This is a genomic window from Pseudarthrobacter humi, from assembly GCF_024294965.1.
Classification (GTDB): domain Bacteria; phylum Actinomycetota; class Actinomycetes; order Actinomycetales; family Micrococcaceae; genus Arthrobacter; species Arthrobacter humi.
On the sequence record NZ_JANCLV010000005.1, the window covers coordinates 238,154 to 261,141 of the forward strand.

22 protein-coding genes are annotated in these 22,988 nt (G+C 66.3%); 8 read left to right on the plus strand and 14 right to left on the minus strand.

Annotated features, from left to right (window positions below):
- Positions 1–32: 32 nt before the first annotated feature.
- The 5 genes from NFC73_RS10050 to NFC73_RS10070 all read right to left on the minus strand — a co-directional run bounded on the left by NFC73_RS10050 (position 33) and on the right by NFC73_RS10070 (position 5,964).
- Complete coding sequence (locus tag NFC73_RS10050; protein ID WP_254749788.1) at positions 33–1,475, minus strand: aspartate ammonia-lyase; 1,443 nt, start codon at positions 1,473–1,475, stop codon at positions 33–35.
- Between the two features lie 8 nt (positions 1,476–1,483).
- The gene (locus NFC73_RS10055) at positions 1,484–2,605 is read right to left on the minus strand and encodes an asparaginase (protein ID WP_254749790.1); all 1,122 of its coding nucleotides are present in this window, start codon (positions 2,603–2,605) and stop codon (positions 1,484–1,486) included.
- A gap of 27 nt (positions 2,606–2,632) precedes the next feature.
- Complete coding sequence (locus tag NFC73_RS10060; RefSeq protein WP_372494624.1) at positions 2,633–3,382, minus strand: FadR/GntR family transcriptional regulator; 750 nt, start codon at positions 3,380–3,382, stop codon at positions 2,633–2,635.
- Positions 3,383–3,528: 146 nt separating this feature from the next.
- A complete protein-coding gene (locus NFC73_RS10065) occupies positions 3,529–3,801 on the minus strand; it encodes a helix-turn-helix domain-containing protein (RefSeq protein ID WP_254749792.1) in 273 nt (90 codons plus the stop codon).
- A 315-nt stretch (positions 3,802–4,116) separates the two neighbouring features.
- Positions 4,117–5,964: a glycoside hydrolase family 15 protein gene (locus tag NFC73_RS10070; RefSeq protein ID WP_254749794.1), complete on the minus strand. Its 1,848-nt coding sequence runs from the start codon at positions 5,962–5,964 to the stop codon at positions 4,117–4,119.
- A gap of 209 nt (positions 5,965–6,173) precedes the next feature.
- Here NFC73_RS10070 and NFC73_RS10075 point away from each other — a divergent pair, with 209 nt between their 5' ends.
- Together NFC73_RS10075 and NFC73_RS10080 are read left to right on the plus strand one after the other, a co-directional pair.
- Positions 6,174–6,440, plus strand: coding sequence for a helix-turn-helix transcriptional regulator (locus NFC73_RS10075; protein WP_254749796.1), 267 nt, complete (start codon positions 6,174–6,176; stop codon positions 6,438–6,440).
- Positions 6,437–7,681: a type II toxin-antitoxin system HipA family toxin gene (locus NFC73_RS10080; protein ID WP_254749797.1), complete on the plus strand. Its 1,245-nt coding sequence runs from the start codon at positions 6,437–6,439 to the stop codon at positions 7,679–7,681. Before NFC73_RS10075 ends, NFC73_RS10080 begins: the two co-directional genes overlap by 4 nt.
- A 34-nt stretch (positions 7,682–7,715) precedes the next feature.
- Here the strand turns inward: NFC73_RS10080 and NFC73_RS10085 are convergent, their stop codons facing one another.
- On the minus strand, positions 7,716–8,333 hold the full coding sequence (locus NFC73_RS10085) for a uracil-DNA glycosylase family protein (RefSeq protein ID WP_056342023.1): 618 nt from the start codon (positions 8,331–8,333) through the stop codon (positions 7,716–7,718).
- Positions 8,334–8,451: 118 nt separating this feature from the next.
- Here NFC73_RS10085 and NFC73_RS10090 point away from each other — a divergent pair, with 118 nt between their 5' ends.
- Complete coding sequence (locus NFC73_RS10090; protein WP_254749799.1) at positions 8,452–8,958, plus strand: hypothetical protein; 507 nt, start codon at positions 8,452–8,454, stop codon at positions 8,956–8,958.
- Here the strand turns inward: NFC73_RS10090 and NFC73_RS10095 are convergent.
- The gene (locus NFC73_RS10095) at positions 8,955–10,418 is read right to left on the minus strand and encodes an amidohydrolase (RefSeq protein WP_254749801.1); all 1,464 of its coding nucleotides are present in this window, start codon (positions 10,416–10,418) and stop codon (positions 8,955–8,957) included. The genes NFC73_RS10090 and NFC73_RS10095 overlap by 4 nt on opposite strands.
- 34 nt (positions 10,419–10,452) lie before the next feature.
- Positions 10,453–10,839 (minus strand): RNA-binding S4 domain-containing protein, encoded by a 387-nt coding sequence (locus NFC73_RS10100; protein WP_056342031.1) that lies wholly within the window; start codon positions 10,837–10,839, stop codon positions 10,453–10,455.
- 350 nt (positions 10,840–11,189) lie between these two features.
- Here NFC73_RS10100 and NFC73_RS10105 point away from each other — a divergent pair, with 350 nt between their 5' ends.
- Positions 11,190–12,434: an IS110 family RNA-guided transposase gene (locus NFC73_RS10105; protein WP_254749803.1), complete on the plus strand. Its 1,245-nt coding sequence runs from the start codon at positions 11,190–11,192 to the stop codon at positions 12,432–12,434.
- 70 nt (positions 12,435–12,504) lie between these two features.
- Here NFC73_RS10105 and NFC73_RS10110 read toward each other — a convergent pair whose 3' ends face one another.
- From NFC73_RS10110 to NFC73_RS10125, 4 genes are all read right to left on the minus strand, one after another.
- Entirely contained in the window at positions 12,505–13,164 is a 660-nt protein-coding gene (locus NFC73_RS10110; RefSeq protein ID WP_254749805.1) for a GntR family transcriptional regulator, read from the minus strand.
- A gap of 116 nt (positions 13,165–13,280) precedes the next feature.
- Complete coding sequence (locus tag NFC73_RS10115; RefSeq protein ID WP_254749896.1) at positions 13,281–14,234, minus strand: transketolase family protein; 954 nt, start codon at positions 14,232–14,234, stop codon at positions 13,281–13,283.
- Positions 14,235–14,275: 41 nt separating this feature from the next.
- On the minus strand, positions 14,276–15,148 hold the full coding sequence (locus NFC73_RS10120) for a transketolase (protein ID WP_254749807.1): 873 nt from the start codon (positions 15,146–15,148) through the stop codon (positions 14,276–14,278).
- Positions 15,149–15,198: 50 nt separating this feature from the next.
- Positions 15,199–16,536 (minus strand): MFS transporter, encoded by a 1,338-nt coding sequence (locus NFC73_RS10125; protein WP_254749809.1) that lies wholly within the window; start codon positions 16,534–16,536, stop codon positions 15,199–15,201.
- Between the two features lie 187 nt (positions 16,537–16,723).
- Here NFC73_RS10125 and NFC73_RS10130 point away from each other — a divergent pair, with 187 nt between their 5' ends.
- From NFC73_RS10130 to NFC73_RS10145, 4 genes are read left to right on the plus strand one after another with little or no spacing between them, the layout of a single operon-like run.
- Positions 16,724–17,548, plus strand: coding sequence for a sugar phosphate isomerase/epimerase family protein (locus NFC73_RS10130; RefSeq protein ID WP_254749811.1), 825 nt, complete (start codon positions 16,724–16,726; stop codon positions 17,546–17,548).
- Between the two features lie 28 nt (positions 17,549–17,576).
- Entirely contained in the window at positions 17,577–18,353 is a 777-nt protein-coding gene (locus tag NFC73_RS10135; RefSeq protein WP_254749813.1) for an SDR family NAD(P)-dependent oxidoreductase, read from the plus strand.
- Between the two features lie 44 nt (positions 18,354–18,397).
- A complete protein-coding gene (locus NFC73_RS10140; protein ID WP_254749815.1) occupies positions 18,398–20,176 on the plus strand; it encodes a dihydroxyacetone kinase family protein in 1,779 nt (592 codons plus the stop codon).
- On the plus strand, positions 20,173–20,679 hold the full coding sequence (locus NFC73_RS10145) for an RpiB/LacA/LacB family sugar-phosphate isomerase (RefSeq protein WP_254749817.1): 507 nt from the start codon (positions 20,173–20,175) through the stop codon (positions 20,677–20,679). Before NFC73_RS10140 ends, NFC73_RS10145 begins: the two co-directional genes overlap by 4 nt.
- A 111-nt stretch (positions 20,680–20,790) precedes the next feature.
- Here the strand turns inward: NFC73_RS10145 and NFC73_RS10150 are convergent, their stop codons facing one another.
- Both NFC73_RS10150 and NFC73_RS10155 read right to left on the minus strand, forming a co-directional pair.
- Positions 20,791–21,795, minus strand: a complete 1,005-nt coding sequence (locus NFC73_RS10150) for an aldo/keto reductase family protein (RefSeq protein WP_254749819.1) — start codon at positions 21,793–21,795, stop codon at positions 20,791–20,793.
- 80 nt (positions 21,796–21,875) lie between these two features.
- Positions 21,876–22,940 (minus strand): aldo/keto reductase, encoded by a 1,065-nt coding sequence (locus tag NFC73_RS10155; RefSeq protein ID WP_254749821.1) that lies wholly within the window; start codon positions 22,938–22,940, stop codon positions 21,876–21,878.
- Positions 22,941–22,988 lie beyond the last annotated feature (48 nt).

A 22,988-nucleotide genomic window follows, 5' to 3' on the forward strand; every position in this document is an offset into this window, starting at 1 on the left:
CTCTTGGGATGGGGACTATCAGGGTGGTGCGGTTAGGGCTGTTTGCTGAGGTTCGCCAGGCGCTCGGGACTGAGGAGTTCCTGGAGCTGGGCGGCGGTGAGCAGGCCGTGTTCGAGCACAAGCTCGGCCACACCCTTGCCGGTGGCGAGAGCCTCCTGGGCGATGGCGGTGGCGGTGGCGTAGCCAAGGTGGGGATTCAGCGCGGTGACCAGGCCGATTGACTGTTCCACGGTGAGCCGGAGGTGCTCGGTGTTGGCGGTGATGCCCCGGACGCAGCGTGCCGTGAGGGTGCGGCAGGCTGCTTCGAGGTGGGAGATGCTCTTGTGGAGGCTGTGGACAATGATGGGTTCGAAGGCGTTGAGCTGGAGCTGGCCGGCTTCGGCGGCCATGGTGATGGTGACGTCGTTGCCGATGACCTCGTAGGCCACCTGGCTGACCACTTCCGGGATGACCGGGTTGATCTTGCCGGGCATGATGGAGGAGCCGGACTGGACGGCCGGCAGGTTGATCTCACCGAAGCCGGCGCGCGGGCCGGAGGAGAGCAGGCGGAGGTCGTTGCAGATCTTGGACAGCTTCACGGCCACGCGCTTGAGCACACCGGACAGGTGCACAAAGGCGCCCACGTCCTGGGTGGCTTCGATGAGGTCGACGGCCGTGACCAGGGGTAGCCCGGTGACCTCGGCCAGGTGCCGGCAGGCTGCCTCGGTGTAGCCGGCGGGGGCATTCAGGCCGGTGCCGATGGCGGTGGCGCCGAGGTTGATTTCGTGGATGAGCAGTTCCGCCTCGGCCAGGCGCAGCCGGTCCTCGCCGATGGTGATGGCGTACGTGCCGAACTCCTGGCCCAGCGTCATGGGGACAGCGTCCTGCAGTTGCGTGCGGCCCATCTTCACCACGGTGCGGAATTCCAGTGCTTTGGCGGCGAAGGCCTCTTCGAGTTCTGCCAGTGCGTCCAGCAGTTCCCGGCCGGCGAAGATGGTGCCCAGCTTCACGGCGGTGGGGTACACGTCGTTGGTGGACTGGCTGAGGTTCACGTGGTCGTTGGGGTGCAGGCGGGCGTAGTCGCCCTTGGGGTGGCCGAGGATTTCGAGGGCGCGGTTGGCGATGACCTCGTTGGCGTTCATGTTCGACGACGTCCCGGCGCCGCCCTGGATCACGTCCACCACGAACTGGTCGCTGAGCTGGCCGTTCATCACGTCGGTGCACGCCTGTTCGATCGCCTGGCCGCGTTCGGCGTCCAGCAATCCCAGTTCGCGGTTGGTGCGGGCGGCGGCGAGCTTCACGGCGGCCAGTCCCCGGACCAGGTGCATGTTGGAGGACAGCGGCTGCCCGGTTATGGGGAAGTTTTCCACGGCGCGGAGCGTGTGGACACCCCAGTAGGCGTTGCCTGGGACGTCGCGGTCACCCAGGAGGTCGTGCTCGGACCGGGTTTCGGGAACGGCATCCACGGCACTCAGGGTGGTGGTCAGGTTGGTCATGGGGGTCCTCACAGGGCTTCGTTGACGGGCGCGGACAGGGTTAGTGCAGGCAGGAAATCTGTGGGCCGCAGCAGGCCCACTTTGTGGCCGCCGCCCAGGACAGGGGCGGTGCCGATGCCGGCGAGCGGCGCAATGTCCACACCGAGGGATTCAAGAACGTGGACGGTGGCGGGCATCCGGGCGCGGTCCCCGCCGTCGGAAATCTTGACGGCAACTGCGCGGCCATCCGGCAGGCCGACGAGCTGCACACCTTCAAAACCGTCCTTCGCCACAGAGCCGGGCAGCAGGCGCATCAGTTCCGTGACGTCCCGGTGATCGCCGGCCACCATGTCAGGGTGCTGCCGCATGGCGAGCCCGACGGCGGCTTCCGCAAGCAGCGGGGCGGTTCCGCCGTCGTCGGAGGTGCTGACGATGGTAATCGCTGTGGCGGCCGCCGCGATGGCGCCAAAAGCGCGGGCCATGCCGCGGAGGGTGAGGGCGAAGAGGGGCGTCCCGCAGCCGTCCGTGCTGCGGGCGAAGGCCTCCTCGCCGGTCAGTTCGGTGACGGTGGCGGCGATCAGCTGCTGCAGCGGGTGGGACGGATCGAGGTAACCCTTGACAGGCCAGCCGTTGATGACGCACGTCGCGGCCATGGCGGCGTGCTTGCCGGAGCAGTTCTGGGTCAGCTGCGTGGCGCGGAAGCCGGTGCGCAGCCAGTCCTCGCGCTCGCCGGTGCCGTAGGGCAGGTCGGTGCTGTTCTCGAGGTCGCCCACAGCAAGTCCGTGCATGGCGAGGATGCGCTGGGTGCCGCCGCGGTGTTTGGCTCCGCCGGAGTGGCTGGCTGCGGTCAGGGCGAGCAGGTCGGCGGGGAGGTTCAGGCCGGCGCGGACCATGGCCACGGCTTGGAGGGGTTTGAGGGAAGAACGCGGGTAGAACGGCGCCAGCGGGTCGCCTGCCGTCGCCAGGATCGAGCCGTCGGCTGCGGTGGCGATGGCCGAGCCGTAGTGGACGCTTTCCACGAGGCCGTCGCGGGTGGCGACCACCAGGGGTGTGTGCCGGGGGAGCGTCCCGGCTTCGGTGCCGGTCAAAAATGCGTGTGCGGCCGTGCCGGGGACAGCGGTTTGGGCAGCAGGAAGGGCAGGGGCAGGCATGGAGTCCTAGGGGTCTTTGTTAGGGAGTTACTTGTTGAGGATGGAGTCGAGGGCGACGCCCACAGCGCGCAGGTGTTCGGCCATGGCTAGGCTTGCGGCCTCGGCGGAACCGGCTTCGATGGCCGCGAGGATCTGCTGGTGCTCGGTGTCCGACGCGTTCTGGCGGTCGGCCACCATGTTCAGGGTTTCCGACTGGAAGGCCAGGGCTCCCCGGATGTCTGCCACCACGCTGGCGAACACCTTGTTGCCGCTGGCGCGGGCGATGGCGGCGTGGAAGCTGGAGTCCAGGGCAACCCAGGATTCCGGGTCCGTTTCCGTGGTCATGGCGGCGACGATGTGCCGCAGTGTCTCGAGTTCCTCGTCCGTCCTGCGCTGGGCGGCCAGTCCTGCTGCCGGAACCTCGATGTGCGGGCGGGCCTCGGTGAGGTCCCGCGCAGAGTAATGCCCCAGGGTCAGGTCATTGGCCACCTTGTTGGCGACCACAAACGTGCCCTTCCCGGTCTTGGTGACAGTCAGGCCCAGGGCGGTGCAGGAGCGGAGCGCCTCGCGGATGACCGAGCGGCTGACCCCGTACTGCTGCGCGAGCATCGCCTCGGAGCTGAGCTTGCCGCCCACGGCCACGGTGCCGGACTCGATATCGGCGCGGATGGCGTTGAAGACAGCTTCCGCCGCGCTGAGACGGGCCAGCGGTCGGGCGTCGAGCCGCTGGGCTCCGGGGGACTGGTGTCCGGAGGGCTTCGCAGGATGCCCTGCTGTCCGGCTGTCTGACAGGTTCACGTTCTCAAATATGGCACGGGTCACAGTGTGTGTCAATGCGGGTACTCGAGGGGCCTGCGGGCCCTGGCCCGAGGAGGTTGAATCCCCGGACCAGGGTCCGCCGGCCGTCAGCTTCGGACCAACAGTTGTGCAAGGTATGCCGCCGCTCAGGGAACTGGTTGCCGGGACCGCGCAATCGCGGATATGAGGGCGTAGAAGGGGGTGCAGCCGCCTCTTGTCCCGGGGGAAATGTTGGAGCGGACCAGCGAAGCGGCCTCAAGCGCCGCAAGGTGGTAGCGGACGTTTTCCCTGGAGGAATTGATGGCGCTGCTGATGTCGGACACCTTGCTCGCTCCGTTACGGGCGAGATGCTCGATGATCCTCGACCGGACGTCGCGGCGGCGGTCCGCATCTTCGGGGACCGTGAGTGAATGAATCATTTTTCGCTTGCCTTTCAGGGCGTGACTCGATCAGTGCATTGCTGGAGCGTGGACGCGGGTCTCTTCTGCGTGAGTCTGGCGGCTGCTGCCCCGGCGGGGATTTTGGGCACAACGATGTGCCCCGGATCGGATGGTGATCGGAGGGACGGGCGGTTGGGGCCTATTTTCTGAGGTTGGCCAGGTGTTAGGGGCTGGGAAGTCCCTGGAGCTGCGGACAAGCCGTCGCGGGGTGTTCTGCTGTCCGGCTGTCCGACAGGTTCACGCCACAAATATGGCACGGGCCATAGTGCGTGTCAATGTTTGTGACGGCGCTGTTCAGGAGTGCGCGGCGTTGCGGCGCTGGGCCTTCAGGAGCCGCAACCCGCTGGCCAGCACGCCCACATGGCTGAAGGCCTGGGGGAAGTTGCCGAGGAATTCCCCGGTGTCCGGATGGATCTGCTCGGGGAGCAGCCCCAGGGGATTCGCGCGGCTGCACAGGGATTCGTACAGTTCGTGCGCCTCGTCCAGCCGCCCTTGCCCGGCCAGGTTGTCCACCAGCCAGAAGCTGCACAGCAGGAAGGCGCCTTCGCCGCCGGGCAGTCCGTCCGGCGATACCTGTGGCAGGTACCGGAACAGCAGCCCGTTGCCGGCATCCAGGTTTGCCGCGATGGCCTGGGTGGTGGAGACCATCCTCGGATCGTTGAATGAAATGACATTCCGGATGGGGAGGGACAGCAGCGCGGCGTCCACACCGCCGGAACCGCCCAGCTGTTCGGTGAAGGTGCGCCGTTCCGGATTCCAGGAGAGGCGGAGTGTGGCGTCGTGTATCTCCCGGGCGGCGGCCTCCCACCGCCTCTTCGGATACGGCAGCCTGTGCTTCCGGGCGATCTGGATTGCCCGGTCCAAGGCCACATGGCACATGGCTGCCGAGTATGTGAAGGGCCGGCCGGCGCTGCGTACCTCCCAGGGGCCGCTGTCGGGTGTTTTCCAGCTGGTGATGGCAGCTTCCACAATGGGGGTCAGTGCCGCCCATAGATGCTTATCCACTGGCTGGCCGCTGTTGGACCACTGGTAGGCGATGTCCACGATTTCACCGTAGACATCATGCTGCAGTTGGTGGATTGCGCCGTTACCCCAGCGCACAGGTGCGGAACCGCGGTAGCCCCGCAGCACCGGATCCTCCACTTCCTCCGGCGGCTGCGAACCGTCCAGTGCGTACATAATGTGCGGGACGCCGTCGCGCTCTACATTGGTCAGCACCCACGCAAGGAACACATCCGCGTCGCTGGGGTCGCCGATCCGTCTAAAGACGTAGTTGGAGAAGGACGCGTCCCGGACCCAGGTGTAGCGGTAGTCCCAATTGCGCGGAGAACCTGGCCATTCGGGCAGGGAAGATGTGGCCGCTGCCATGATGGCGCCGGTCTCCGCATGGTCAAGCAGCTTCAGGGTCAGGGCCGAGCGCTTCATCAGGTCTGCCTGGGAGCCTTCGCAATCCAGGCCCGAGGACCACTCCCGCCAGGCCCGCACGGTCTGGTCGATGAGCTTCCTCGCGTCCGGCCGCTGCCGCAACCGGAAGCGGCCCGACCAGTGCAGGGAGACTGTCAGTGTTTCGCCGGCGCGCAGCGTCAGCTCGGTACTGAGTCCACGCCCGTCGGGCCGGAGCTCCACCGATGACCACAGGTAGACCTCCGCTGTGCCGTTTACCGGCCAGTCGAACCTCCACCCGGATGCAAGCTGGTCAAAGGTTGTGCCAACCTTCGGCGCCAGGCTCACGCGCACCCGGATATCGCCGCCAACTGCCTCCGCGTACCGAAGCAGTTCATGCCGGCCGGCCGGAACAGGTTCGCCGAGGTTGGCGCCGGAACGGAGGGACATGCAGTCCGTCACCTTGAGCATGCCGTGGTCAGATAACAGCGAGGTGACCAGCACCCCGGAATCTTCTGTATACCGCTGGGTGGAGGATACGAGCGGAAGTGGCGTGATCTCAAGGAGGCCGCCGGCATCCGTGTCCAGAATTCCTGCCAGGAAGGGCGGGCTGTCGAATTCGGGCAGGCAGAGCCAGGAGATTCCGCCGTCCCGCCCCACCAGGGCGCAGGTGGAACCATCGCCGATGAGGCCGTGATCCTCGATGGGCAGGAACCCATCGAGTCGCTCCACCGGGCGCGGATACGCCGGAGCATGCATGCCTGCTGGCTCCTTCAGATTCTTTGATCCTGGTACTTAGATTCTCCCGCCGTTCTGCGAGTTGCGCCAGCAATCGGGGCAGGGGACTTCGCGAATTCCTCACGGCAGATCGGTACGAACGTGCCGTTCAGCCCTATGCAGAAGCAAATGCCAAGGCTTAAACTGTCTGCAAGCTGAAATCGGAACGATCGTACCTATTGGAGTTGCTCATGGCCGACGCATTTGGGGATCAGTTGCCTTCAGAGGTCCGCTCCCGCCGCCTGGCGCTGGGCTTGACGCAACAGGACCTCGCAGACATGGCCGGGGTCTCGGAACGCTTCGTCAGGTTCGTTGAGCAGGGAAAGCCCTCTGTCCAGCTGGATTCCCTGTTGGCCGTCCTGGACACGCTGGGCCTGGAGCTCCGGATCACCACCAGGACCGGCAAGGGTGCCCGCGCGCTCGCAGGCCACACCACCGGCCAGGAACCACGGCGATGAAACACCGCGTCGCAGACATCTACAAGGCCGGCGTGCTCGCCGCGCGGCTTGAACGGCACGACGGCGGCACCCGGTTCAGCTACGTGCCGGCGTACCTCGCATCCGGGGGACCTGCCGTCGCCAGTTCCCTGCCGCTCACCGGCGCGCCCGTCGATTCAGCGGCGGGGGCGGCACCGCCCTATTTCACCGGGCTCCTGCCGGAGGGCCGCAGGCTCAACGCGCTGCGGCGGTCCATCAAGACCAGCGCCGACGATGACCTGTCCCTGCTGATCGCCGCCGGCGGGAACCCGGTGGGAGACGTCCAGATCGTGGGCCACGGTGAGCCGCTTGACCCGGACGAGCATGCTGTCCAGCTGGATCCCAAGTTGCCGGTTGACTTCGACAAGTTGCTCGGCGATCCGGACCTGATCGACCCCGTGGCGCTGGCGGGTGTGCAGGACAAGTTGTCCGCCGGCATGATCTCGCTCCCTGTGGCCAGCGCCGGCAGGCGGTTCATCCTCAAACTCAACGCCCCCGAATTCCCGCATGTGGTGGAGAACGAGCAGGTGATGTTCCGGTATGCGGCCAGGCTGCGGATTCCGCTGAGCCGGGTCCGGCTCATCCGGGACGTCGCGGGCCGGCCGGGTCTGCTGGTGGAACGCTTCGATAGGGTGCCCATCCCCGGCGGCGGGCCGGACGACGTCCGGCGCCTGGCGGTGGAGGACGGGGCCCAGGTCCTGAAGCTCTACCCGGCGGACAAGTACAACGTGCCTTATGGCCAGGTCTGCCATGCCCTGGCCGACTACTGCTCGGCGCCGCTCCCGGCCCTGCGGAACCTGGCGGTCCAGGGGGCGTTTGCGTGGCTGAGCGGCAACGGGGACCTGCACGCCAAGAACGTTTCCATGGTCCAGCAGCCGCATGGCGAGTGGACCATCGCCCCGGTCTACGACATTCCCTCCACCGTGGTCTACGGGGACAAGACCCTTGCGCTGACCCTGAACGGGAAACGGAGCGGGATCTCGCGCCGGCACTTTCTTGGCTGGGCCAAGGACCTGGGACTGAGTGACCGCACGGCAGCCCAGGTGCTGGAGCTCGCCCTGAAGGCCTCAGGTCCGCTGATCGCCGACCTGGAGGCGGGCACCGCGTTTGCCGCACTTGGAGGTCCGGCGAAGGACGACGACGGCGGCTCGCCGTTCCCGGGCATGGTCACCAGGGCGTGGGTGAAGGAGCTGAAACACCGGCGGAGGCTGCTGGAAGGCTGAGGCACCCGCGGTGACTGCCGCCGTCGTGCGTTGGTTAGAGGTGCTGGATGCCTGCCCGCTGCATGGCGTCCTTGTAGACGTCCACGCTCTTGGCGAGGAGATCCTCCTGCTTTGCTTCGGAAACAGCAAAGGCCCGCCCGCCGAGCGCGCTGGCCTTGTAGATCTTGATGCCGCTGTTCTTCAGGGAAGAATGGTAGGTCTTCTCGAAGAGGGTGAGGAACGTGGAAGCGTCCGTGCCGTGGGCGATGACTGCGGAGACACGGCGGTTGATCTTCAGGAACTGCCGGAAGGGCCGCAGCCCGTCAGTCTTCTCCTGGACGTTCAGCGCCGACGGAAGCTCTGGATCCCGCACCCACGGGTACGCGTTCCACGGCATCACATAGCGCGGATCAAGCTCGGCAAGTTCGTAAATCTGGGTGGCCCGGCGGGCGGCTTCGTCGTCGTTGAAATGGGAGACGAAGCCGGATTCGGTGCCCTTGCCCGGACTGACGTGGAGGCTGACGATCCGGCATTCGTCCTCGTCGTGCACGGGGTCGATGTACGGGACGACGGACCCTGGCTTCTTTTCCATCAGTTCATCGCAGAGCTGCGTTACCGCCGCGATATTTGGTTCCTGTAGCAGGGCCTTTTTTTCGTCCCAGTCAATCGTCACGATCTCTCCCTCAGCAGCACGGCGTCCAGAAACAGGCGTCTAAGCCCACTCTACGCTTTTGGAGGTTTAGGTGCGCAGTGCAAGTTAGCTCCGGACCGGCGCCAGGCCGGGTAACGTCATGATGATGAACAGGAAAACGCTCAAGTCCGACGGCTTTGCCGGCTTCCGGAGCTTCGACAGCCTTGAGATCATCAGGGTTCCGCAGGGGACCGGGGTGTTCGCCGTTCTTCGGCCGAATGAGTTCGAGCCTCACTTCCTGAAGATCAGCACCGCCGGGACCTTCAAGAAAAAGAATCCCACCCTGCCGGCGGACGCCATATGGGCTGAATGGGTGGACGGCGCGGACATTCTCTACCTTGGCAAAGCCGGGCCCGGCAGCAAGGGCAACCGCGGCCTCCGCATTCAGATCAAAGAGTTCCTGGATTTTGGGCGGGGCAGGCCGCCGGGCCACTGGGACAGCCGGCTGATCTGGCAGCTGACCCACACGGACGAACTGATCCTGGCGTGGAAAGAGCTCCCTGCCGAGGAAGTGAGCCAGGCTGAGGCCGCGTACCACGCTGCCTTCCTCGCGGACCACGGCAAGCTGCCGTTCGCGAATCTCGTGCAGGCCAAGGTGCGGAACTAAGCCAGGCCGCCGTCGTACGTGAAGCGGCCGGCCACCAGCGTCGCCGCAACCGGCATGGCGGCGAATTCCGGGTCCGGCGAGGCCAGCGGATCGGCGTCGAGCACCACCAGGTCCGCCGGGTCCCCGGCCCGGAGCCGGCTCCGGCCCCTCGCTGAAGCGGCAAGTGCCTGCCGCCGGCTGATGCATTCCTGGGGATGCCACGGCCCGCGGGTGTCCTGCCGGGACCTGGTGGTGGCCGCGGACATCGCAGCCCACGGATCCAGCGGCGCAACCGGCGCGTCCGAACCCAGTGCCAACGTGGCGCCTGCATCGAGGAGCGACCTCAGTGGAAAGGCCCGCTGCGTGCGACCGCTCCAGTTGGACTCCGCTGCGTCGCGGTCATCCAGTGCATGTACCGGCTGCACGCTTGCCGTAACCCCCAGACGCCCAAAGCGGGCCAGATCCTCCGTCCGGACAAACTGCGCGTGCTCAATCCGGCCGCCGATGTTGGCACGTTCGAAGGCATCCAGCGCCACCTGGTTGGCGCCATCCCCGATGGCATGGACCGCCGGGACAAAGCCATAATCCCGCGCCCGCCTAAGCAGGGACACCAAGTCGTCAAAGCTGACCGTCAGCAGCCCGTAACCGCCGTCGGGATATGGATCCACACAAAATGCTGTCCGGGTGTTCAGCGAACCGTCAATGAGGACCTTCAGCGGGCCGGCGCGCAGGAGCCCCATGCCGCCGTCGAACTCCAAGCCTGTGCGCATCCCGTCGCGGTGGGCACGCTCCAGGTCCCCGGGGTAAACACCGGCATCCACCCTCAGGCTGCTGAATCCACCGGCGACGCGCCGTAGCCAGACGTCGCGGTTCCAGGTCATTTCAAAATCAACGACGCCCACAATGCCCCGGGCGGATGCTGCTTCTGCAGCGTCGCGGACCCAGCCGTCCACCACTGAATCCGGAAGTTTGCCCAGATCACGGGTCAGTGCAAAGGCAGGTTCCTCCCGGAGCAGGCCACCGTCATCAACCTCCACGCCGTACCGCCCGGCTGCGGCGCTGTTCAGCCAGACACAATGCAGGTCGTGGCTGATCAGGGCTGTGGGCTGGCTGCCGGTGGCGGCGTCGAGCATTTCCAGGCTGGGGACGTCCGCCCACAGGGCGTCGCGGAAGCCCACCCCCACCGTGGTGACCGACAGATCGGCATCGCGAACAGAACGTCCGACGGCGGCGGCAGCCTCCCGCGCGGATGCGGCGGCGGACAGGTCCAGCCTGTTTGAGTGCAGCGCCCACTGGGTCATGTGGACGTGCTCATCCCAAAGGCCTGGAATGACGTGGCGCCCGTCCAGGCTGACCACCCGGGCGCCACGCGGGATTCCGCCGTCGGCACTGATCCTGGCCACCACGCCGTCAACGATGTGCAGGTCCGAGACGGCGTCCTCGCCGGGCTGGCGGACGGAGGTCAGGACGATGTTGTTCACAGTTCCCATTCTGATAGCTCAGCGGGCGAACAGCCTAGGTTGCGGGGCCCTTGAGCCGTTCCATCTCGCGGCGGTCCTTCTTGGTGGGGCGTCCCGCGCCACGGTCGCGCTGCGGGAGGCCCAGCGCCGGCGCCACCGGCCGTGGCGGTGTGTGGTCGGTGAAGCAGTGCGAAGCCACCTCTGCGCCGACCCGTTTGGCGATCAGGCGGCGGACTTCGAGGGTGCGTTCGAAGCCGGACATCCGCACGGTGACGGTGTCGCCCGTGACCAGGGTGGCCGAAGCTTTGGCCGGGCTTCCGTTCAGCCGCACGTGCCCGGCCCTGCACGACGCGGTGGCGGCAGAGCGTGTCTTGTAGGCGCGGATCGCCCACAGCCACGCATCAATGCGGACGCTGGCGGGGGAGGACGGAAGGATGGTCATGGCTGGCACCGAGTATACGGCGTCGGCCTCGCGGAACCAGGTTAGTTGTCCAGGGGCGCTCCGCTCCGCCGTGGGGAAGGAAAATGTGGACGCGTCACCTGGCACTGCAGACGTCTGGTGCTTTTCACAGGCTGTGGAACACACTTGATGTGTGTGTTTCGGTCAACCCCGGTCGCCCTATGGTGCCGGTGAGCCTGCAGGTTAGTTTGGTGGTGGAGGGCACAGCTTTGTTGTCCGCGGGACCGTGGACTGTTGCCTTGAGCACGGATGTCAGATTTGTCGTTTTATCCGCCCTCCCCGGAACGCATGCACCGTGATTCCTGCTGGAATGACTGGGAGGCCGATCCGCCATGGAAGTGATCCACCCGCGGTGCGCGGGTATTGATATTTCGAAGAAGGACGCGAAGGTCTGCGTCCGTATCCAGGGCCGCGGAACCAGGCCCACCGAGGCTATGGTCACCACCTGGGGTGCGATGACCGGACAGATCCTGGATCTGAAGGAGCACCTGCTCAACGAACGGGTAAGTCTGGTGGTGATGGAAGCGACCGCTGATTACTGGCGTCCCTTCTACTACCTGCTCGAGGATGAGGCCCTGAACTTGGTCCTGGTCAACGCCCGAGACGCCAGGAACGTCCCGGGCCGCAAAACCGATGTCTCCGACGCTGCCTGGCTCGCGGACCTCGGCGCCCACGGGCTGGTCCGGGCCTCGTTCGTGCCCCCGCCGCCGATCCGTGAACTCCGCGACCTGACCCGGGCCAGGACCGTCATCACCCGGGAACGGACCCGGGAGATCCAGCGGCTGGAGAAACTCCTCGAGGACGCTTGTATCAAGCTCTCCTCGGTGGCCTCGGACATCACCGGGGTCTCCGGACGGCTGATGCTACAAGCCCTGATCGGGGGCCAGAACGACCCGGTGGTCCTGGCAGACCTCGCCCAGCGCAGGATGCGGTCAAAGATCCCCGAGCTCACCGACGCGCTCACCGGCCGGTTCAGCAGCCACCACCGCTACATGGCGGAACTGTATCTGCACCGGATCGACGCCCACACCGCCGACATCGAGGACCTGAGCGCCAGGATCGAGGAGGCGATGGAGCCCTTTCGTCTCGCCCGGGAACTCCTGATCAGCATCCCGGGATTCAGCACCACCGTCGCGGAAATCTTCATCGCCGAAACCGGCGCCGACATGACGGTGTTCCCCACCGCCGGACACCTGGCGTCCTGGGCCGGCACCTCCCCGGGATCCAACGAATCCGCCGGACGGGTCAAGTCCACCAAAACACGGCCCGGCAACCGCTACCTCAAAGGAGCCCTGGGCATCGCCGCACTCTCGGCAGCACGATCGAAAAACACCTACTTCTCCGCAAAGTACGGGCGCCTCGCCGCCCGGCGCGGACCGTCCAAAGCCCTCGTAGCGATCGAACACGCCATGCTTACCGCGGCCTGGAACATGCTCACCACCGGCGAACTCTACAAAGACCCCGGAGCCGACTACTTCACTCGGCAGGCACCAGCCAAAGCTAAAGCCCGCGCGATCGGACAGCTCGAATCCCTGGGCTACCAAGTCATCCTCGAGCCACTTCAACAGGCCGGATAACGACCCCGGGCAAAGTTGAACCGTCACCGCGACCTGCCCACCTCAATTTTCATGTCAGTGCGGCAGAGCCCTACGCCACCAGGTTCGCGGCGGCGGTGTCCATGTGCTCGCGGATTGTGTTCCGGGCCAGCGAGGCGTCTCCGGTCTCGATGGCGGTGACGATGTCGTAATGACGGTCCACGCTCATGTTCTTCACACCTTTGTCCCTGCCCGCGAACATGATGGACATCCGGATGGACCCTTCCAGGGACTCCCAGGAATGCAGCAGGGTTTCGTTGCCGGTCAGGCGGCATAGGGTCCGATGGAATTCCAGATCCGATTCGATGCGTTCCTGCAGGCTGGCCTTCTCGGCGGCGGCCATGGCTTCAATGGCGGCCCGCAGCGAGGTGATGACGTGCTCCCGGTCCGGGAGTTCGCACAGGGTGCGGGCCGCAAGGGATTCAAGTGCTGCCCGGACGGAGTAGATGTCGCGGATTTCCTTTTCATCCAGGTGCCTGACCGAGAGGCGGCCCCGGGGCCCGGCGGAGAGGAGGCCCTCCTGTTCGAGTTGGCGCAGCGCTTCCCGCAGCGTGCCGCGGCTGATCTGGAGCATTTCCGACAGCTCGGTTTCCACCAGATGCCGCCCCGGCTCCAGCTCGCCGCTGGTGATGGCGGCGCGCAGTGCCGAGAGGGCCTGCTCGCGAAGGCTCTTCTTTTGCAGTCCCAGCAGCGATGCTGTTGCTCCGGCCATCGTGATACTTCCTCAATGTCAGGGGTCAACTGTTTACAGTCGATGTGTTAACTGTCGATGGTACGCCAGAAGCGCGGCGCCGGCCGGGACGGCTCCGCGCTTCCGGCGAAACGCTTCTACTTCAGTTCGGCGAGGACTTTGGCCACGATCTTTTGGACGGTGAGTCCGTAGCGGTCGTGGAGGGTGGGCAGTGCGCCGGCGTCCAGGAACGCGTCCGGCAGTGCTACCGGCACCACCCGCTTGCCAAGGCCTGCGGTGACGACGGCGGAGGCCACCGTTTCGAAGAGGCCGCCGGTGACGCTGTGGTTCTCGAGGGTCACCGCGAGCCGGTCGGTGTTGATTTCGGCCAGCACGGTGGCAGCGTCGAACGGTTTGATGGTGGGGGTGTGGACGACGGCGACGTCCACGTTGTGCTCGGCGAGGGCCTTGGCTGCCTGCAGGGCACGCATGGTCATCAGGCCTGAGGAGATGAAGACCACGTCGTTGCCGCCGCGCAGGACCTTGGCTTTCCCGAGTTCGAACGTGTAGCCGTATTCGTCCAGCACGGTGGGGACGTTGCCGCGGAGCAGGCGCAGGTAGGTGGGGCCTTCGCTGGCTGCCAGCTGCGGTACTGCCTGCTCGATGTCGATCGAGTCGCAGGGGTCCACGATGGTCAGGTTGGGCATGCCGCGGAAGATCGCCATGTCCTCGGTGGCCTGGTGGCTGGGTCCGTAGCCGGTGGTCAGGCCCGGGAGCCCGCCGACGATGTTGACATTGAGGTTGGGTTCGGCGGCGTCGAGGCAGAGGAAGTCGTAGGCGCGGCGGGCGGCGAACACTGAGTAGGTGGACGCGAACGGGATGAGCCCGGTTTCGGCGAGGCCCGCGGCGGCGCCGAAGAGGAGCTGTTCGGCCATGCCCATCTGGAAAAACCGCTCCGGGAAGGCCTGGGCGAAGATGTGCATGTCGGTGTACTTGCCGAGGTCCGCGGTGAGGCCCACGATTTTATCGTTCTCCTGCGCGGCCTTGACCAGGGCGTGCCCGAACGGCGCGGACGCTGTTTTCTGGCCGGGATCGGCAAAGGACGCGATCATGGCCGAGGTCTTCAGCTTCGGCTTGGTGACGGCGGTGGTGCTCACTTGGTCTCTCCTTCGGCGGGTGCGGATCCGGCGGTCAGCTGTTCGCGGCAGGTCTGCCATTCGTGTTCCTCGATGCGCATGAAGTGCGCCTTCTCGCGCTCCTCCAGCAGCGGAACGCCGCGGCCGACCTTGGTGTCGCAGAGGATCACCGAAGGACGTCCGACGGCGGCGGCCTGGGCGGCCGCGTTGTCGAACGCTGCCAGGAGCGCAGCCACGTCGTTCCCGTCCACCCGCTGGGTGTACCAGCCGAACGCTTCCCATTTTTCGGTCACGGGCTCGGTGCGGAGCACGGTGTCCGTTTTGCCGTCGGCCTGCAGGGCGTTGATGTCCACCATGGCGGTGAGGTTCCCGAGCCGGTGGTGGTGGGCGCCCATGGCCGCTTCCCAGGTGGAGCCTTCGTCCAGTTCGCCGTCGGAGAGGAAGTTGTAGACCCTCGCCCCGGAGCCCTGATAGCGCAGGCCCAGGGCCATGCCGACGGCGATGGACAGTCCGTGGCCCAGGGATCCGCCGGAGATTTCCATGCCCGGGGTGTAGGTGGACATTCCGGACATCGGCAGCCGCGAATCGTCCGAGCCGTACGTTTCGAGTTCGGTCACGGGGATGATGCCGGCCTCTGCCAGCGCCGCGTAGTGCCCGATCGCATAGTGGCCGGTGGAGAGCAGGAAACGGTCCCGGGCCTCCCATTCGGGGTCCTCGGCGCGGAAACGGAGCTGGTCCGAGTACACGGCGGCCAGCATGTCCGCGGCGCCGAGGGCCTGGCCCACGTAGCCCTGGCCCTGCACCTCGCCCATGTTCAGGGCATGGTGCCGGATCCGGAACGCCGCGGCGCTGACGCGTTCGAGGCGTTCTGAACCGGTTTCGTGTGACATTCGTTCCTTGTGGGGGAGATCGTGCGTAGGCAGTTCCTGAGTCGCAGTCATCAGACGCTCACTGACTGCGGCGTGCTTTTGGTGGCCTCATCTGCCAGCTGGCGCTCTCGCTTGCCCCAAGTCTCCCGGGTGACCAAGGCGGCCCACAGGCCGATCGCCGCATAGAAGCTGAAGAGGATCGCAGGACCCATCCAGCCCAGGGAAACGAAGAGGAGCGTGGTGACGAAGGGCGTGAACCCGGAGACCATGGCGGAGATCTGGTACGCCAGCGAGGCACCGGAGGAGCGGGTCTTGGCCTGGAACAGTTCGGGGAACCACGCGCCCTGGGCGCCGGCAAGGGAGTTCTGGCAGACGGCGTAGGAGATCACAATCGTGGCGATCACGAAGATGAACATACCGGTGTTGACCATGAGGAACATGGGGATGCCGAACAGGAGCGCAAAGGCTGTGGACCAGATGTACAGGGGCCGGCGGCCGATCCTGTCCGTGAGGCGGGCCCAGGCCATGGTGGCGAAGATGCCGATGAACGAGGCGATGCAGAGGGCCACGAGGGTCTGGGTCTTGTCAGCCAGCTGCTGGGTGTGCAGGTAGGAAATCATGTAGGTGATGGACACGGCGTAGCCGGCGGTCTCGGCGATGCGAAGGCCGATGCCGCGGACGATGCTGCGCCAGTCCGTTTTGATGACCTCGATGATCGGGGACTTGACGATGGAGCCGCTTTCCTTGACCTCGTCGAACACCGGTGATTCCGGGACTTTGGAGCGGATGATCAGGCCGACGGCGACGAGCACGATGCTGGCCAGGAACGGGACGCGCCATGCGAGTTCGCCGCCCAGGTTCACGCTGACCAGGAACACGAGGTTCGCCAGGAGCAGGCCCACGGGGAAGCCGGCCTGGACGATGCCGGTGTACTTGCCCTTGGACTTCCACGGTGCGTGCTCGTAACTCATCAGGATGGCGCCTCCCCATTCAGCGCCGAAGGCCAGGCCCTGGACCACGCGGACGAACACCAGCAGCGCTGGAGCGAGCAGGCCAACCTGCTCGTACGTGGGCAGGAGGCCGATGAGGAACGTGGCCACACCCATCAGGATCAGGGAGGCCACCAGGACGGGCTTGCGGCCTACCTTGTCGCCCAGGTGGCCGCCGATGATGCCGCCGATGGGGCGGGCGGCGAAGCCGACGCCGAGGGTGGCGAAGGCTGCCAGCGTTCCGGTGACGGGATCGCCGGTGGGGAAGAACGCGGTGCCGAAGTACAGTGCAGCGGCGGTGCCGAAGCCGATGAAGTCGTACGTCTCGATAACGGCGCCAACGCCGGAGCCGATCGCGACGCGCTTTGCGTCTTTTGTGCCATGCACGTGGCCGCGCATTTTGAGAGCCTCATTGCTCATTGCTGAATCCCTTTCGAAGAGCGAGGAACGCTTCCGCACCGCCGCTGTCGACTGTTAACAAATGATATGCCAGTGTGACCCGCATCATGCATCACTGTCAACAGTCAATGTTTGAGGTTGACTGTCAACAATAAAATCATCTACAGTGATTCACATCACCACCCACTCGTTCAGAGGATCAACGACGATGTTCAATTCCCGACTCGGCTGCTCGTCCATCAGCTTCAGGCACCAGGACCTGCCGGCGGCTCTGCGGACCATCAGCGGCCTGGGCTTCGACGAAATCGATCTCGGCGCCCTCCCGGGAGTATGCGACCACGTGCCGTACAACCTGGATGCAGCTGCCGTGACGGCCGTGACTGCGGAAGTTGCCGCCTCCGGCCTGCGCGTCCGTTCCGTCAACGGAGATATCGGCGACCTCAACGCAGTGCTCGACGCCGGTGCCCGCGAAGCCCGCGAACGGCACCTCGAGGCGCTGCTCACGCTCGCCGCCAACACCGGGGCGAAGGCGCTGGTCCTGCCGTGCGGGGCGCTGAGCCACGAACCGGTCCGGAGCGTCGACGAGGACCTGGACCTCATTGCCGCCCAACTCACCCACGCCGCCCAGCGCGCGGCGGAGTTCGGCGTCGAGCTCTGGACCGAATCCCTGCACTTCCTGCGGTTCTGCTGGAACCTGGAACGCGCGGAACTGTTGGCCCAGCGGCTGGCGGGTACCGGCGTCGGAATTGTCATGGACTTCAGCCATATTGTCGCCGCCGGCGAAGATCCGCTGGAGTACCTCGAACGTCACGAGGACCGGATCTCCCACGTCCACCTCCGCGACGCTGTGCCGGGCAACATCAACCTCAGCATCGGCAACGGCCGGGCAAACTTCGCCGCCGGGCTCCGCGCCCTCGCGGCGAGCGGCTACACCGGCCACTTCTCCCTCGAGCTCGAAACCCGGGACGTCACCCACGACGAACGCCCAGCGGCCGCCGCCAAGGCAGCAAGCTTCATCACCGACCTCATCTGAACCACCACCAAGTAATCCAAGGAGCATCATGACCACCACCATCCAGCGCACCGCCGTCCTCACCGGAGCCACCTCAGAGCGGGGCATCGGCATCACCACTGCCCGCCGCTACGCCAGCCTGGGCTGGGGCGTGGTGATCCTGGACCTCGACGCCGAGAAGTCCGCAAAGGTCGCCGCCGACATCGGCAATGAATTCAACGTCCCGGCGTTCGGCCACGAGATCGACGTCGCCAACGAAGGCTCCGTCAACACCGCCTACACAGCAGTCAAGGCCGAAATCACCGCCGGCAACCTTCCGCCGGTCGGAGCCCTCGCGAACATCGCCGGAATCACTTCCCCGGTCCCGTTCCTGGAAACCACCCTTGAGCTCTGGCACAAGGTGATGGACGTCAACGCCACCGGAACCTACCTGGTCACCAAGGCGTTCCTGCCGGACATGATCGAAAACGGCTGGGGCCGGATCGTCAACATGTCCTCCGTCTCCGCCCAGCGCGGCGGCGGCGTCTTCGGCAAGGTCCCCTACTCCGCAGCCAAGGCCGCGATCCTGGGCCTCACCAAGGCACTGGCCCGCGAAATCGGCGCCACTGGCGTCACCGTCAACGCCATCACGCCCGGCGCCGTGGACACCAACATCCGCGTGGGCAGCACCGAGGAGCAGGAAGCCGCCATCAACGCCGGCATCCCGCTGGGCCGGAACGCCACCACCGAGGAGATCGCGGCCGTCATCACGTTCCTGTCCTCCGAGGAATCCGCATACCTCACCGGAACCACCATCGACATCAACGGCGGAAGCCACATCCACTAACAGCGCTCCGCCCAGAAGACTAAGTCCACGTCAGAGAGCCCACCATGACCAAGATTTTCAACGATCCCTCCGAATTCGCAGAAGAGGCCCTGGCCGGATTCTGCGACATCCATTCCGGGCTGGTGCGCCAGATCCCCGGCGGCGCCGTGCGGCGCCACCGCCCCGCCAAGCCCAAAGTGGCGGTCCTCGCCGGCGGCGGGTCCGGACACTACCCGGCGTTCGCCGGGCTGATCGGCACCGGACTGGCCGACGGCGCCGTGGTGGGCAACATCTTCACGTCGCCTTCGGCGCAGCAGGCCTACGCCGTGGCCAAGTCCGCGGATTCGGGCGCCGGCGTGGTCTTCACCTACGGCAACTACGCGGGGGACGTGATGAACTTCGGCATGGCCAGCGAACGCCTCGCCGCCGAAGGTGTCCAGGTCGAGAACGTCCTGGTCACCGACGACATCGCCAGCGCGCCGCCGTCGGAATCCGAGAAACGCCGCGGCATCGCCGGTGACTTCACGGTCTTCAAGATCATGGGCGCTGCAGCTGAGGCGGGCGCTGACCTGGCCGACGTCGTCCGCCTGGGCCGGAAGGCCAACAGCCTGACGAGGACCATCGGCAGCGCTTTCCACGGCTGCACGTTTCCCGGCGCCGACGCCCCGCTGTTTACGCTCCCGGACAAGCAGATGGGCCTCGGCCTGGGAATCCACGGCGAACCCGGCCTGTTCGACACCGATTTGCCGTCCGCCAAGGAACTCGGCCAGGAATTTGTGGCCCGGCTGCTGGCCGAAACCCCGCCCGGCGCCGGCGACCGGCTCGCGGTGATCCTCAACGGGCTGGGGTCCACCAAGCATGAGGAGCTCTTTGTCCTCTGGCTGACCGTTGCCCCGCTCCTGCGCGACGCCGGCTACACGCTGGTGATGCCGGAGGTGGGCGAGCTCGTCACCAGCCTCGACATGTCCGGCGTCTCCCTCACCATCACCTGGCTGGACGAGGAGCTGGAACCGCTCTGGACGGCGCCGGCGGAAACCCCTGCGTACCGCCGGGGAACTGCCGCCGTCCAGTCAGGGGACGCCTCCGGCGAGGAAGCGTCCGACGCCGGGACCTCCGATGCGCCATTCGAGGCCGACGCCGACTCCCGCACCTACGCCGTCCAGTGCGTTGCGGCGCTCGAAGCCGCCCGCCAATCGCTGCATGCGGCCGAATCGCGGCTGGGGGACCTCGATGCCGTGGCCGGCGACGGTGATCACGGCCGCGGAATGGTCCGCGGGATCGACGCCGCCGCGACGGCAGGCGCCGCGGCCGGTACCCGCGGTGCCGGGGCGGGCTCGGTCCTGATCGCCGCCGGTGACGCCTGGGCGGACAAGGCCGGCGGCACCTCCGGGGTTCTCTGGGGTGCGGGGCTGCGGGCGTTGGGTGAATCGCTGGGGAACCAGCGGACCCCCGGCGCCGAGGAACTGGCGGCCGGCATAACCGCCTTCGCGGCCAGAATCACTGACCTGGGGAAGGCCGGACCGGGTGACAAGACCATGATGGATGCGCTCCTGCCGTTCACGGAATCCTTCACCCGGCTGGTGCAGGAGGGTGCAGAACCGCGTCAGGCCTGGGCTTCAGCGGGCCTTGAGGCTGTGGCGGCGGCCGAAGCCACGGCCGCACTCCGCCCACTGAAGGGACGGGCGCGGCCACTCGCGGAAAAGAGCCTGGGCACGCCGGACCCCGGAGCGACGTCCCTCGCGATGATTTTCACCGTCATGGGGCCGTTCCTGGCAGGTTCGGTCCAGCCGGGCGCCAGCCAATCAGCCACCACATCCGGCCATCCAGCAGGAGCACTGTCATGACCACCGAACCAGCAACGCCCACTCCGGCAACCCCGGGACTGCGCCTGGTCCTCGGCGCCGATGAGGCGGGCGTCGACTACAAAAACCGCATCCTGGCCGACCTGCAGGACGACCCGAGGATCAGCGAAATCATCGACATCGGGGTCAACCGGAGCGATGCCCCGGCGGACTTCGTCAGGCCCTACCCGTACGTTGGTATTGCGGCGGGAGAGCTGATCCGCGACGGGCGTGCCGACCGCGCCATTCTTTTCTGCGGCACGGGCATCGGTGTGGCGATTGCCGCCAACAAGGTGGACGGAATCCGCGCCACGACGGCCCATGATTCGTTCTCCGTGGAGCGGTCCGTACTGTCCAATGACTGCCAGGTCCTCACCATGGGGCAACGCGTTGTGGGAGTGGAACTGGCCAGCCGGCTGGCCCGCGAATGGATCGGCTACACGTTTGATCCGAGCTCTGCTTCGGCGGACAAGGTCAAGGTGCTCACGGACTTCGAGGGCTGCTGAGCCTGCAGAACCCCCGCCCCAGCCCCGCGCCAGCCCGGAGTTTTTGTCCAGATAGTGGGGCCGTTCGTTTTTCGGCCATTATCTGGACAAAAACTCCAGGACAAGGAGTTCCTAGGCTTCCCGGGTGGCGGGGGACTTGGTCTGCGCCGGATCGCGCTCGGCGAGGGCGCCGATGACGTCGTCGATCTTCTTCATGGTCTGCGGCTCCAGCGTCACACCTGCGGCTGCCACGGTGTCTGCGAGCTGCTCGGGGCGCGACGCCCCGACGATGGCGGAGGCAACGTTCGGGTTCTGCAGCACCCAGGCCACCGCGAGCTGGGGCATGGAGAGCCCGGCCTCCGCGGCGATCGGCTTGAGGTCCTGGACACCGGCGAGGACGTCGTCACGCATCCAGCGCTCGATCATCCTGGCACCGCCCTTGTCATCCGTGGCGCGGCTGCCCGCGGGTGCAGGCTGGCCGGGCAGGTACTTGCCGCTCAGCACGCCCTGCGCCATGGGGGACCAGACAATCTGGGACACCCCCAGTTCTTCCGACGCCGGCACAACCTCGGACTCGATGACGCGCCACAGCATGGAGTACTGGGGCTGGTTGGAGATCAGCTGGAAACCCAGTTCCTTGGACAGCACGTGGCCGTCGCGGAGCTGGTCTGCGGTCCATTCGCTGACGCCGATGTACAGCGCCTTGCCCTGCCGCACAATGTCCGCGAACGCCTGCATGGTCTCTTCCAGCGGCGTCTCGAAGTCGTACCGGTGGGCCTGGTAGAGGTCCACATAGTCCGTCTGGAGCCGGCTGAGCGAGCCGTTGATCGACTCCATGATGTGCTTGCGGGACAGGCCCACATCGTTTTTGCCCTTGGGGCCGGTGGGGCCGTAGACCTTGGTGAAGATTTCCAGTGACTCGCGGCGTTCGCCCTTCAGCGCCTCGCCGAGGACGGTTTCCGCGGCGGTGTTCGCGTAGACATCCGCCGTGTCGAACGTGCTGATGCCGGCGTCGAGCGCTGCCCGTACACACTGGGTGGCGACGTCGTTCTCCACCTGCGAGCCGTGCGTCAGCCAGTTGCCGAACGTGATTTCCGAGACTTTGAAGCCGCTGTTTCCGAGGTATCTGAATTCCATGGTTTCCACGCTAGCGGAGATAGCCGTTGAGGGAAAGGGCTTTCCGCAAACGCGCGACGCCGGCTGGGCGGCCCGCGCGATCAGCGGCGGCGGAGTTCCGCGTACTCCAGGGACGGCACTATCGCCCCGGCGTCGCGTTCCACGAAGGTGGTCCCGGGCGGCACCAGTTCGTCGATCGCATCCAGCACGGACTCCCCCAGGAGGGTGTCCGCTGCCTTGAGGTAGGCCTTGAGATGGTCCTCGGTGCGCGGGCCGATGATCACGCTGCTGACGGCGGGGTGGTTCAGCGCGAACCCGACGGACAGTTCCACGAGCGAGATTTCAAGTTTGTCGGCCAGCCGGGCCAGAGCGTCCGCAGCCAGGAGTTTCCGCTCGCTGGACGGCCCGGAAATGTCATAGCGGCCCGGGAGTGAATGGACTCGGGTTGGCGGTTTGCCGGCATCGAGGACGAACTCGCCGGACAACCAGCCCCCGGCCAGCGGACCGTACGCCAGCACTCCCAGGCCGTACTGCTGCGCGATGGGCAGGACATCGCGTTCGTTGCCGCGGACCAGCATCGAATAGGGGACCTGGTTGGCAACGGGCGGGATCAGGTGGTTCGTGGTGGCCAGCCACTGGGCTTCGACGAGCTGCGCCGGGGTGAACACCGAGGTGCCGTAGTAGAGGATCTTTCCCTGCCGGATGAGGTCGTTCAGGGCGGTGATGGTTTCGAGCACGTCGGTGTTGTAGTCCGGCCGGTGCGCCTGGTACAGATCGATCCGGTCCGTCTGCAGCCGCCGGAGGCTGCCCTCCACCGCCTGCATGATCCAGCGCCGGGAGTTCCCCGAGTGGGCGGGGTTTGCGCTCATCTGGCCGTGGAACTTGGTGGCCAGGAAGACGTCGTCGCGGCGGCCGCGGAGAGCGCGCCCCACCACCTGCTCGGACTGACCCTGGGAGTACACATCGGCCGTGTCCACCGCGCTGATGCCGGCATCCAGAGCGGTCTGGATGATGCGGATGCTTTCATCCGCGCCGGTGGGCGCACCGCCTCCATGGGGGCCGCCGGCTGCGCCGCCCGGCCCTTCGCCAAAGTTCATGGTGCCCAGTGTGAGCGGGCTGATGGGCGTGCCGGACCGCCCGAACACACGAAGTTCGCTGAGGCTCATACCGGCTCCTCACAATCGATTTCCCACGCGGATTGCTGTGGATCGTCA

Excerpts from the sequence above, each read along its gene's own strand:
- NFC73_RS10050 (WP_254749788.1), bottom strand. The coding sequence starts at position 1,475 with ATGACCAACCTGACCACCACCCTGAGTGCCGTGGATGCCGTTCCCGAA.
- NFC73_RS10055 (WP_254749790.1), bottom strand. The coding sequence starts at position 2,605 with ATGCCTGCCCCTGCCCTTCCTGCTGCCCAAACCGCTGTCCCCGGCACG.
- NFC73_RS10065 (WP_254749792.1), bottom strand. The coding sequence starts at position 3,801 with ATGATTCATTCACTCACGGTCCCCGAAGATGCGGACCGCCGCCGCGAC.
- NFC73_RS10070 (WP_254749794.1), bottom strand. The coding sequence starts at position 5,964 with ATGCATGCTCCGGCGTATCCGCGCCCGGTGGAGCGACTCGATGGGTTC.
- NFC73_RS10075 (WP_254749796.1), top strand. The coding sequence starts at position 6,174 with ATGGCCGACGCATTTGGGGATCAGTTGCCTTCAGAGGTCCGCTCCCGC.
- NFC73_RS10080 (WP_254749797.1), top strand. The coding sequence starts at position 6,437 with ATGAAACACCGCGTCGCAGACATCTACAAGGCCGGCGTGCTCGCCGCG.
- NFC73_RS10090 (WP_254749799.1), top strand. The coding sequence starts at position 8,452 with ATGATGATGAACAGGAAAACGCTCAAGTCCGACGGCTTTGCCGGCTTC.
- NFC73_RS10100 (WP_056342031.1), bottom strand. The coding sequence starts at position 10,839 with ATGACCATCCTTCCGTCCTCCCCCGCCAGCGTCCGCATTGATGCGTGG.
- NFC73_RS10105 (WP_254749803.1), top strand. The coding sequence starts at position 11,190 with ATGGAAGTGATCCACCCGCGGTGCGCGGGTATTGATATTTCGAAGAAG.
- NFC73_RS10110 (WP_254749805.1), bottom strand. The coding sequence starts at position 13,164 with ATGGCCGGAGCAACAGCATCGCTGCTGGGACTGCAAAAGAAGAGCCTT.
- NFC73_RS10115 (WP_254749896.1), bottom strand. The coding sequence starts at position 14,234 with ATGATCGCGTCCTTTGCCGATCCCGGCCAGAAAACAGCGTCCGCGCCG.
- NFC73_RS10120 (WP_254749807.1), bottom strand. The coding sequence starts at position 15,148 with ATGTCACACGAAACCGGTTCAGAACGCCTCGAACGCGTCAGCGCCGCG.
- NFC73_RS10125 (WP_254749809.1), bottom strand. The coding sequence starts at position 16,536 with ATGAGCAATGAGGCTCTCAAAATGCGCGGCCACGTGCATGGCACAAAA.
- NFC73_RS10130 (WP_254749811.1), top strand. The coding sequence starts at position 16,724 with ATGTTCAATTCCCGACTCGGCTGCTCGTCCATCAGCTTCAGGCACCAG.
- NFC73_RS10135 (WP_254749813.1), top strand. The coding sequence starts at position 17,577 with ATGACCACCACCATCCAGCGCACCGCCGTCCTCACCGGAGCCACCTCA.
- NFC73_RS10140 (WP_254749815.1), top strand. The coding sequence starts at position 18,398 with ATGACCAAGATTTTCAACGATCCCTCCGAATTCGCAGAAGAGGCCCTG.
- NFC73_RS10145 (WP_254749817.1), top strand. The coding sequence starts at position 20,173 with ATGACCACCGAACCAGCAACGCCCACTCCGGCAACCCCGGGACTGCGC.
- NFC73_RS10150 (WP_254749819.1), bottom strand. The coding sequence starts at position 21,795 with ATGGAATTCAGATACCTCGGAAACAGCGGCTTCAAAGTCTCGGAAATC.
- NFC73_RS10155 (WP_254749821.1), bottom strand. The coding sequence starts at position 22,940 with ATGAGCCTCAGCGAACTTCGTGTGTTCGGGCGGTCCGGCACGCCCATC.